Source organism: Bacillus cereus group sp. BfR-BA-01381 (assembly GCF_022663555.1).
GTDB lineage: Bacteria > Bacillota > Bacilli > Bacillales > Bacillaceae_G > Bacillus_A > Bacillus_A pacificus.
Map to the genome: position 1 here is coordinate 25,841 of NZ_JAKUFR010000050.1, position 10,726 is coordinate 36,566.

Here is a 10,726-nt window from a genome sequence, read left to right on the forward strand (position 1 = left end):
TATCTTCTCTGTCACTCCTGCTATTTTTTCACAAAAATAAAAAAAGAATGGGTTCTCCCACTCTTTTATTTAACACCAAATAAAGCTTTTGCATTTTTCGTTGTCATTTCTGCTACTTCCTCATAAGAAATTCCTTTTAAGTTCGCAATTTCTTCTGCTACGAGTTTTACATAACTTGGTTCATTTCGTTTTCCACGAAATGGATGTGGTGTTAAATACGGACAATCCGTCTCTATTAATAATTTCTCTAATGGAATCTCCGTAGCAACTTCTTTCGGTTTCTTAGCGTTTTTAAATGTAACTGGTCCACCTAACGAAATTAAAAAGTTCATATCAACACATCGCTCTGCTACCTCTACGCTGCCGCTAAAGCAATGCATAATGCCTCCTACTTCAGCTGCATTCTCTTCTTCTAAAATATCAACAATATCTTGAGTTGCATCGCGGTTATGTATAATAATCGGCAATTTTACTTTTTTCGCTAATGCAATTTGTTTACGGAATACTTCTTTCTGTATTTCTTTTGGAGACTTATCCCAGTGATAATCTAAGCCCATTTCTCCAAGTGCAACGACTTTAGGATGAGAAGCAAGTTCTTCTAACCAAGCTAAATGCTCTTCTGTCATGTCGATTGCATCAACTGGGTGCCATCCAACCGCGGCATAAATAAAATCATAGGCTTCAGCTAATTCAATCGCCTTTTTTATCGTTACTTCATCAAAACCAACAACAACTGTATAAGTAACCCCCGCTTCTTTCATTCGGGCAATTACTTCTTGCAAGTCTTCTTCAAATTGCTCTGCATTCAAATGTGAATGTGTATCAAACAACATCATACATAACTCCTTTTATATTGAAATCAAATTTATTCTACGCAAATAAGCTCTTTTATAACTTAACGATAACAATACTACAATCTTAATGCAAAAATTGAGAGTGTAAAAAGAAAAAAGACGCTTCACACATGTTACACGTGAAACATCTCTTTTCTTGTCTTAATTACTTAATTTTTGTACCGTTTGGTAGATTTTGGTCGATTGATGCTAATGACAATACGCCATTCTCTTCACCCGCTAAAATCATACCTTGTGATAATTCACCGCGTAATTTTACAGGTTTTAAGTTTGTTACACAAATAACCTTTTTACCTTTTAGATCATCTGGCGAATAGAATTTTGCAATTCCAGAAACAACTTGACGCTTTTCTGTGCCTAAGTCTAGTTGAATTTTTAACAACTTGTCTGCTTTTTTTACAGGTTCAGCAGATAGTACTTCAGCTACGCGTAGTTCTACTTTAAAGAAATCATCAATTGTAATTTCTTCTGCCTTCGGTTCTTCTTCTTTTTTCTCTTCTACTTTAGGAGCAGAGGCTTTCATTTGTTCTTTAATGTACTCTACCTCTACTTCCATTTCTAAACGAGGGAAAATTGGGTTTCCTTTTTCTACTTTTGTTCCAGCTGGAATGCATCCAATTGTAGACAGGCTTTCCCAAGATGTGTGTGCTTCTTCAGTAAGGCCAAGCTGAGCAAACATCTTGCTTGGTGCTACTGTTAAGAATGGCATAAGCATAATACCTGTTTGACGAAGTACTTCTGCTAAATGAGCCATTACAGAAGCTAACTTTTCACAATCATTCTCATCTTTTGCTAATACCCACGGTTGTGTTTCATCAATATATTTATTCGTACGGCTAACCAATTGCCAAATTGAGCTTAGAGCTACAGAGAATTCCATATTCTCCATTGCTTCTTCTACTTTTTTCAATGTATCCTGTGCAAACGTTACTAACGTTCCATCAAATTCCGTTACATTTGCTTTAAATGCAGGGATTTCTCCGTTAAAGTATTTATCAATCATAGCTACTGTACGATTTAATAAGTTACCTAAGTCATTTGCTAAATCGAAATTAATACGCTCCACAAATCCTTCTGGTGTGAATACGCCATCAGATCCGAACGGAACTTCACGAAGTAAGTAATAACGTAATGCATCTAATCCGTAACGATCGATTAATGTAACTGGATCTACTACGTTACCTTTTGACTTACTCATCTTTCCATCCTTCATTAGAATCCAACCGTGAGCAAATACTTTTTTCGGAAGAGGTAAATCTAATGCCATTAAAATGATTGGCCAATAAATTGTATGGAAACGAACGATTTCTTTTCCAACTAAATGCACATCTGCTGGCCAGAATTTCTTATACATCTCTTCATTTTCTGTTCCATAACCTAATGCTGTAATATAGTTAGATAACGCGTCAACCCATACGTAAATAACGTGTTTCGGGTTACCTGGAACACGAACTCCCCAGTCAAATGAAGTACGAGAAACTGCTAAATCTTCTAAGCCTGGTTTAATGAAGTTATTAATCATTTCATTCTTACGAGACTCTGGCTGAATGAAATGTGGATTCTCTTCATAGAATTTTAATAGTCTGTCTACGTATTTACCCATTCTAAAGAAATAAGATTCTTCACGAACAAGCTCTACATCATGACCACTATCTGGACTTTTTCCTCCAACTACTTTGTCACCTTCCATAATTGGATCTACTAATTGGTGCTCCGTATAGAAAGTCTCATCTTGTACAGAATACCAACCTTCATATTCATCAAGGTAAATATCGCCTTGATCTACTAGTTGCTTGAAGATTTTTTCAACAACATCTTTATGACGATCTTCCGTTGTACGAATAAAATCATCATAAGAGATATCCATCTTCTTCCAAAGTTCTTTAATTCCTGCAACGATGTTATCCACATATGCTTGTGGTGTAACATTTAATTCTTCTGCTTTCTTTTGGATCTTCTGTCCATGCTCATCAGTTCCTGTTAAATAATGAACATTATATCCTTGCATACGCTTATATCGTGCCATCGCATCTCCTGCTACCGTTGTATAAGCATGTCCAATGTGTAATTTTCCACTTGGATAATAAATTGGGGTAGTAATATAAAAGGATTTGTTTTCCTCTGTCATTGTTTTGGACCTCCCGGATAACCTCATATGTATTTATAAATAGTATATCAAAAACTTATATATAAAGTGAAACTTTAATCTGTCGGGGTTTTGTTCCCTCCCGCGGATTATTAGCCCGTACCAATTGGGCCTTTACGAGCAGCCCGACTCCCACTTAACTTCTTTGCTCCGGACGAACTTTAAATTTAGAATCTTATTGCTTGTTAATACGTGATAAAAACGAGTTAATGATTAGTATATTTATCATCTATTACTCATATTTCAAGAAAATATACAATCTCTACTTATAATTTAAAAACTTTTCTGAAAATAAAGTGAAATAATAGTAGAAATTACTCCCATTCTATTATATATAAGAAGTAAGAAATCTATAAATCTTTTTAAAAAATATAGAATTAAAGAATTGACGGAAATGTAAATGATTGGTATCATATGTCCATAGGGTATTTTGTCGAAAAATGACGAATCTAAAAATAGACTCGAAACTTATAAACTATTTCTTTAGGAGGAAAAGAATTATGAAATCTACTGGTATCGTTCGTAAAGTTGATGAATTAGGTCGTGTAGTAATTCCAATCGAATTACGCCGTACTTTAGGTATTGCAGAAAAGGATGCTCTTGAAATCTATGTTGATGACGAGAAAATCATCTTAAAAAAATATAAGCCAAACATGACTTGCCAAGTAACTGGTGAAGTATCTGATGGTAACCTATCTTTAGCTGAAGGTAAAATTATCTTAAGCAAAGAAGGCGCTGAGCAAATCTTAAACGAGCTTCAAGATTATATCGAAACAGCAAAATAAGCTTCTCAATTATGAGAAGCTTATTTTTTATCAACATGATAGATTTGATATACATCGCGTTTCGACAAATCTCGATCTTTAGCAACTGTTTTTATCGCCTCTTTTGAATTCATACCTTTTTCGTTTATATAATGTTCAATATGGTCATATACCGAAATAGATTCCCACCATTGTTCCTCTGGAGCAGGTTCTTCCGTTGAACCAGCTACTAAAATACAAAACTCACCACGAACTTCATTTTGTTTCGTCCACTCAATTGCTTCTTCAACTGTTCCACGAATAAATTCCTCGAATTTTTTCGTTAACTCTCGACATAATACAATTTCTCTATTTCCCAATACTTCTTGCATCGAGATTAAAGTATCATCCAAGCGGTGAGGCGCTTCATAAAACATCATTGTAGTTTGTACATAACGAAGCTTCTCTAACTCCATTTTTCTTTCTTTTTTATTTCTTTGTAAAAATCCATAGAAATAAAACTGTTTTGTTTCAAGACCTGATGCAATTAATGCTGTAAGGGCTGCATTTGCCCCAGGAAGCGGGATTACATGATACTGTTCTGTTACAGCCTCTACAACAATATCGTAACCTGGATCGGAAATACACGGCATACCAGCATCACTAACAAGTGCTACAGTTTTCCCCTCGTCTAGCTTCTCTAATATTTTCTTACCACTTACTTCCTTATTATGCTCGTGGTAACTCATCACAGGCGTCTCAATTTCAAAATAATTACAAAGTTTTTTCGTTTGTCTCGTATCTTCAGCAGCAATTAAATCAGCTTCTTTTAAAATTCGGATTGCACGAAATGTCATATCTTCTAAATTTCCAATAGGAGTTGGTACTAAATATAAAACTCCCTTTTCATTTTGTTGAAAGCTTTTTTGTTGCCACATAGCGTTCTCCTTTTTGCATATATTCTTCTTTTTGTTTTCTATTTAATTGCTTAAAATAATACTCTGCTTGCATAGCTGTACGCTTATCTTCATGAAATTCTACGTATTTTAAAACAACAGGAAGTCTAGCACGCGTATACTTGGCCCCTTTTCCGCTATTATGGGTCTCAATTCGCTTTTCTATATGATTTGTATATCCAGCATAATAACTGCCGTCAGAGCACTCTACTACATAAAAACAATGCTTATTCTTCTCCATATAAAATAGAACGAATCTCCTTTGTATATTCATTATTTTCTTCATATACAAAAAGAGGTGGCAATATTTTTAAATCGGCATTTCCATCCTTAATTCCTTCAATTAACAATGTATTCGCTTCTTTCCCTGCCTTAGGATACACAAATCGTACACGCTTCGGTTCAATTTTGTATTTACGCATTAATGTAACAATATCTAACAAACGACCTGGACGATGTACAAATGCTACTTTCCCGCCTTGCTTTACTAGCTGACTACTTGTAGATACAACATCCTCTAGTGTACACATAATTTCATGACGAGCTATCGCTAAATGTTCATTCATATTTTTTTCAGAAGTTGCAGGTGTTTGGAAATAAGGCGGATTACATGTGACAACATCATATTGATGACGCCCAAGTTTCTCCGGCATATCTTTCAAATCTCCGTGTATTAAGTGAATTCTTTCTTCCAACTTATTGTATTGGACACTTCTTATTCCCATATCATATAAGCGTTCTTGAATTTCTACACCAGTAATATTCCCTTTCGTTCTTGTACTTAATAGAAGGGGCACAACTGCATTACCTGTACACAAATCAAGTAAATTACCTTTTTGAATTGGTACCCAGGCAAAATCTGCAAGTAAAACCGCATCTAACGAGAAATTAAATACCGATGGACTTTGTATAATCTTCAAATCTTGCGCTAATAAGTAATCTAAACGTTCATCTTCATATAAATTCATATGTTACTCCTTTTCTTACACTTAGCCTACCCTATTTCATCTTCAACTAATAAAGTGAAACTTTAATCAGTGGGGGTTTTCTTCATCTCCCACTGATTATCAGCCCGACCCCCACCTAACTTCTTTGCTTTCGCTGAATTTTGAGGTGGGGGTCTTACTGCCCATTAAAGCGGGATAAAAAACATATTTCATTCTACTCTCATGTATAAAAAATTACCTTTCCAATGATAATTGGAAAGGTAATTTCACTTTTTATTTAAAAATGACAGGCAGAATAAACAATCTCCCTCTTTACGTACACTTCCATAATGCAGATTACAAATATGAAAACCTTCTTGATATAGTCTTGCTAAATTATCATAGCCTTCACCAATATCTGTCTTCGGCTTCACTTCTTTACGTTTTTGAGTTTTTTGTTTTTCTTTAATCTGCACTTCTTCAAAGCGGTGTCGCAAATTTTCATTTTCCATTTTTATATGTTGGTTTTCTTCCAGTAACTCTGCAAGATGTTGTTTTAATTCTCCCAACTGTTTGTATAAATGTCCAATTTGCTCTTCCATACTAGAAACCGATGCAAAAATATCTTTTTTCTCCACAAGCACCCACCTCATTAATCTGTGGTTTGACTCGAAACGACCCCTTTATTCACTAACTCATCTAACGTATATTCTACTATCCGTTCCTTGTCTACTAGTTCCACTTGAATTAATCTTTCTAAAATATTTAATCCGATAACACGGCCAGTACCATGCGGGGTTTGTATACGTTGATCTAAATCAGGAAGTTGTTCCTTTGCTGCCTCATATTCATCGTTCTCATATTTTAAGCAACACATTAAGCGACCACATAAACCAGAGATTTTTGCAGGATTTAATGATAAATTTTGATCCTTTGCCATCTTAATGGATACAGGTTCAAAATCCCCTAAAAAAGTAGAACAACAAAGCATACGACCACATGGACCAATACCACCAAGCATCTTCGCTTCATCACGAACACCGATTTGTCTTAGTTCAATTCTTGTCCTAAAAATTGCTGCTAAGTCCTTCACTAGTTCGCGAAAATCAATCCGACCATCCGCAGTAAAGTAGAAAATAATTTTATTGCGATCGAACGTATACTCTACATCTACAAGTTTCATATCAAGATTATGTTCTACTACCTTTTGCTGACAAACTTGATATGCTTCTTTTGCAGCATGTTTGTTCTCTTCAACAATGGTACGATCGTTTTCATTTGCAATACGAATAACCTTTTTTAGCGGTAATACAACGTCGTTTTCATCAACTTGCTTTTTGGTAATAACTACTTTTCCGTATTCAATACCTCTTACCGTTTCTACAATTACAAACTCATTTTCAGAGATATCGAACTGATTCGGATCAAAGTAATACACCTTTCCGGCCTTCTTAAAGCGAACACCTACTACATCATACAAAACGGTCATCCCTCCTGCAACCGCAACACTAACTGTTCGAACACAAGCTGCGCATTTACATTAGCGTTGATTCTATTTTTTGCCTCTAATATATTAAAGAGAGCTGATACAATGCGCTTCTGAGCGTAGGAGAAAGATTCAAACATCTCTTTCTGCTCATGAAAAACAAGACGATCTTCTTCTCCAAGTTGAACATATAATAAATCCTTATAAATAAGGAGTAACATATCTAAACCTTGCTGTAATTGTTCTTTCTCTCCAAAGTGTTTTCCCCATTTTTCTTGTACAAAAAAAATAGAGGCTTTGTCTTTTTCGAGCGCTTCACATAATTTTATCACTAAAGCTCGTGCTTGTGCAAACCATTCATCACTACATAAAGCTAAAGCTTCATCAAAACTATTTGTGAGTTGTGCAGCAAGTGTCGATAAAGATGTCGTAACACCTTCATCCTGTAATCTTCTAATTAAAGATTCCGTAGGTAACGGTCTAAATGTAACAACTTGACAGCGAGATAAAATCGTATTTAAAATTTGATGACTTTGTTCAGTAAGTAAAATAGCTGTTGTATCACTACTTGGTTCTTCTAAAAATTTCAAAAGTGTATTCGCCGCATTTGCTGTCATACGGTCTGCGTGCTCAATAACATATACTTTTTTATTTGCTTCTAATCCTGTTTTTGAAAACTCTTCTTGTAAATCATGAATTTGCTGCTTCTTAATAGATAATCCGTCTGGTTTTACAATATGTAAGTTTGGGTGGTTACCTGAATCAATTCGCTTACAATTTGTACATACATGACAAGGCTCTACCCCATTCCGCTGAGAACAGAGGAAACTCTTTGCCATTTGAATTGCTGTCGCAAACTTTCCTGTCCCTTTCCCTCCCTCTAACAAGTAAGCGTGGGATATACGCTCTTTTGCGATGCTATTCATCAACATTTTTACACCGATGGGTTGTATAGCAGAAAGCTGCTCCCACGTCTTCGTCATAATGCATACCTCACTTATTTCATTCTTTCCTTCTATTATAACAATTTATCTTCTATAACTTGAATAACTTCTTCTATAAGTTTTTCCATTGGTTGATCAGCATTTACTAATACAATACGATCCGAGAAACGTTCTACAACTTGTAAATACCCTTCACGCACACGTTTATGGAAAGTGATATCTTCCATATCTAACCGATTCACTTCACGTCCTGCATCTTTTGCAATTCGAGCTAAACCAACCTCGGGTTCAATGTCTAGGTAAATTGTTAAACTAGGCATGCAGTCTTCTGTTGCGAAACGATTGATTTCAAATACTTTATCCATACCTAACCCTCTTGCATAGCCTTGATAAGCTAAAGAGCTATCTATAAAACGATCACATAATACAAGGTAATCCTCATTAAGTGCCGGCATAACTTTTTCCACTAAATGTTGTCTACGTGCAGCGGCATATAGAAGTGCCTCTGTACGTGCTTCCATCATCGTATATTCTTGCTTATGTAAAATCGTTCTAATATCCTCAGAAATTGCAATACCACCTGGTTCTCTCGTCGCCATTACCTTTTGTTCCTTTTGTTCAAAGTATGGCAATAAACCTTGAATTAACGTTGTTTTACCCGAACCTTCTGGCCCCTCAATTGTTACAAATAATCCCTTCATCCTAAAACCTACTTTCTATATCATACACTTTCATATATTTCGTGCTACCTTGAAAACGAGCGCCTGCTTTCTCTAAATGCATAATTTGCTCTTTATGTTCTGAAGTAATTCTTTCCCCATACATAATCAATGGAATACCAGGTGGATATGGAATTACCATTTCCGCCGCTATCATCCCAACTGCTTCTTCTACAGATACTACTTTTGTTTCATATCCTTCCAGTTGTTTATATGTATACGGTAAAGGAGAAATTTCTCCTTTATAAGTATAACGAATAGATTCCGTCTTGTCTTTCACCTCATAAGATTGCAATGCCGCCCGGATCATCTCTACAGCCTTCATATACGTCTTATTTACTTGCAAAGGCAAAATAAATAAGACATTATATGGATCTGCCATTTCGGTATATATACCAACCTTTTCTAATACAGACTGTAATTCGTATCCTGATAACTGACAACGCGTCTGTACGGTAACTTTTAGCTCGTCTTGTAATGGATATTGTAAAATAGCTATTTGTGGGATAGAAGACAATTCTTCTTTAAACTCCCGTAAAAACTCGACAATTTCATCATGTCCCTTTTCTTTTATGCGCGCTATCGTAAAGCGTGCAATATCAAGAGAAGCCATAATTGGATACGATGGACTACTAGATTGTAGCATACTTAAATAAGTAGAAACTCTTTCTTCTTTCACTAAGCGGCTATTTATATGTAAATAGGATCCCATCGTCATCGCAGGTAATGTTTTATGTGCGGAATGAACTACAATATCTGCACCATATGCTAAAGCTGACTTTGGAAATGCCCCGCCTAAACAAAAATGAGCTCCATGCGCTTCATCTACTAACACAGGAATTTTATGTGCATGTGCATAAGCAATGCTTTCCTCTAAATCCATCCCCATACCATAATAATTAGGATGTGTTAAAATAAGTGCTTTCGCATTTGGATATTTTTCAATTGCTTCCTTAATAATCTCATCATGAATTCCCACGGGTACGTTATAAGCTTCATCAATCCATGGATCTAAAAAAATTGGATTTGCTCCTGCTAATTTTAAACCATTAATAATTGATTTATGACAATTTCTTTGTACAAGAACAATATCATGTTCCCTACAGCAAGACAAAATCATTGCTAAGTTCCCGACTGTTGAACCATTAATTAAAAAATAACTTTTTTCCACTTCATATACATCAGCTAATAATTGTTGTGCCTCCTCTATACATTCAAACGGACTATGTAAATCATCTAACCCTGATAACTCAGTTACATCGATAGATAGTATATCTTTAAACTCCTCTACTGCCCCCTGAGGGAAGTTTAAACCATTTTTATGACCTGGAACATGAAAGGATAACGGCCTTCTTTCTTTAAACTCTATTAATGCTTCATATAAAGGTATGCGATTTTGATTCATCTATATCTCTTCCTTATTATTTCATTCTTTATCTATTATACAGAACAAAAAAAAATAATAGGCATATGCCTATTTAAAAATATGATACTTCTAATTTCCGAAGCTGTTTTAAATAATATATATACTTCGGATCATTTGTTTCTGTATTCACCATGTCCTTTTCACATTCATAACATATTAAATTATTATAAACATATATCCCTTCTTTTCTTTCTGTCTCACAAACAATACAAACTTCGTTTTGTGATTTCATATCTTTCCCTCCCTATTTAAATGGACATATTTTATACTTCTATTCCTTAACAATTTACAAAAAAATATACATCGATTTCTTATATAATATGATTCATCCTTGGGCAACGTGTTTGTATTACCATTACTTCTTTTTGCATACTGTTCGAAAACACAAAAAAACACAAGTCAAAAGACTTGTGTTTTTAGTTGCTTGGCGACGTCCTACTCTCACAGGGACAAGGTCCCAACTACCATCGGCGCTAGAGAGCTTAACTTCCGTGTTCGGTATGGGAACGGGTGTGACCTCTCTGCC

Annotated in this window: 12 protein-coding genes and 1 rRNA gene; 1 reads left to right on the plus strand and 12 read right to left on the minus strand. The window is 35.2% G+C overall.

Going from position 1 to position 10,726, the window contains the following annotated elements; all coding sequences use genetic code 11:
• Positions 1-65: 65 nt before the first annotated feature.
• Entirely contained in the window at positions 66-833 is a 768-nt protein-coding gene (locus MR079_RS17415; protein ID WP_242294362.1) for a TatD family hydrolase, read from the minus strand.
• Positions 834-999: 166 nt separating this feature from the next.
• Complete coding sequence (metG, locus tag MR079_RS17420; RefSeq protein WP_242294363.1) at positions 1,000-2,982, minus strand: methionine--tRNA ligase; 1,983 nt, start codon at positions 2,980-2,982, stop codon at positions 1,000-1,002.
• 518 nt (positions 2,983-3,500) lie between these two features.
• Between metG and MR079_RS17425 the strand changes: the two genes are divergently transcribed.
• Positions 3,501-3,785 (plus strand): AbrB/MazE/SpoVT family DNA-binding domain-containing protein, encoded by a 285-nt coding sequence (locus tag MR079_RS17425; RefSeq protein WP_000843036.1) that lies wholly within the window; start codon positions 3,501-3,503, stop codon positions 3,783-3,785.
• Between the two features lie 20 nt (positions 3,786-3,805).
• On the opposite strand, the gene rsmI is transcribed toward MR079_RS17425, so the two are convergent.
• From rsmI to rrf, 10 genes are all read right to left on the minus strand, one after another.
• Positions 3,806-4,681, minus strand: coding sequence for a 16S rRNA (cytidine(1402)-2'-O)-methyltransferase (gene rsmI, locus MR079_RS17430; RefSeq protein ID WP_048552623.1), 876 nt, complete (start codon positions 4,679-4,681; stop codon positions 3,806-3,808).
• Complete coding sequence (locus MR079_RS17435) at positions 4,650-4,940, minus strand: GIY-YIG nuclease family protein (RefSeq protein WP_139869781.1); 291 nt, start codon at positions 4,938-4,940, stop codon at positions 4,650-4,652. The genes rsmI and MR079_RS17435 overlap by 32 nt, the downstream gene beginning before the upstream one ends.
• Positions 4,927-5,667, minus strand: a complete 741-nt coding sequence (locus MR079_RS17440; RefSeq protein ID WP_242294364.1) for a tRNA1(Val) (adenine(37)-N6)-methyltransferase — start codon at positions 5,665-5,667, stop codon at positions 4,927-4,929. The genes MR079_RS17435 and MR079_RS17440 overlap by 14 nt, the downstream gene beginning before the upstream one ends.
• 245 nt (positions 5,668-5,912) lie before the next feature.
• Positions 5,913-6,263, minus strand: coding sequence for a DNA replication initiation control protein YabA (gene yabA, locus MR079_RS17445; RefSeq protein WP_000412056.1), 351 nt, complete (start codon positions 6,261-6,263; stop codon positions 5,913-5,915).
• A gap of 14 nt (positions 6,264-6,277) precedes the next feature.
• Positions 6,278-7,105, minus strand: a complete 828-nt coding sequence (locus tag MR079_RS17450; protein WP_000272429.1) for a PSP1 domain-containing protein — start codon at positions 7,103-7,105, stop codon at positions 6,278-6,280.
• Positions 7,106-7,110: 5 nt separating this feature from the next.
• Complete coding sequence (gene holB, locus MR079_RS17455; RefSeq protein WP_000169574.1) at positions 7,111-8,094, minus strand: DNA polymerase III subunit delta'; 984 nt, start codon at positions 8,092-8,094, stop codon at positions 7,111-7,113.
• Positions 8,095-8,129: 35 nt separating this feature from the next.
• Positions 8,130-8,756 carry a dTMP kinase gene (gene tmk / locus MR079_RS17460; RefSeq protein ID WP_000677230.1) on the minus strand — a complete coding sequence of 209 codons (627 nt, stop codon included), beginning with the start codon at positions 8,754-8,756 and terminating at the stop codon, positions 8,130-8,132.
• Position 8,757: 1 nt separating this feature from the next.
• The gene (locus tag MR079_RS17465) at positions 8,758-10,179 is read right to left on the minus strand and encodes an aminotransferase class I/II-fold pyridoxal phosphate-dependent enzyme (RefSeq protein ID WP_139869779.1); all 1,422 of its coding nucleotides are present in this window, start codon (positions 10,177-10,179) and stop codon (positions 8,758-8,760) included.
• A 73-nt stretch (positions 10,180-10,252) separates the two neighbouring features.
• The gene (locus MR079_RS17470) at positions 10,253-10,432 is read right to left on the minus strand and encodes a sigma factor G inhibitor Gin (protein WP_000842028.1); all 180 of its coding nucleotides are present in this window, start codon (positions 10,430-10,432) and stop codon (positions 10,253-10,255) included.
• A gap of 190 nt (positions 10,433-10,622) precedes the next feature.
• Positions 10,623-10,726, minus strand: a 5S ribosomal RNA gene (gene rrf / locus MR079_RS17475); the annotation flags it as partial.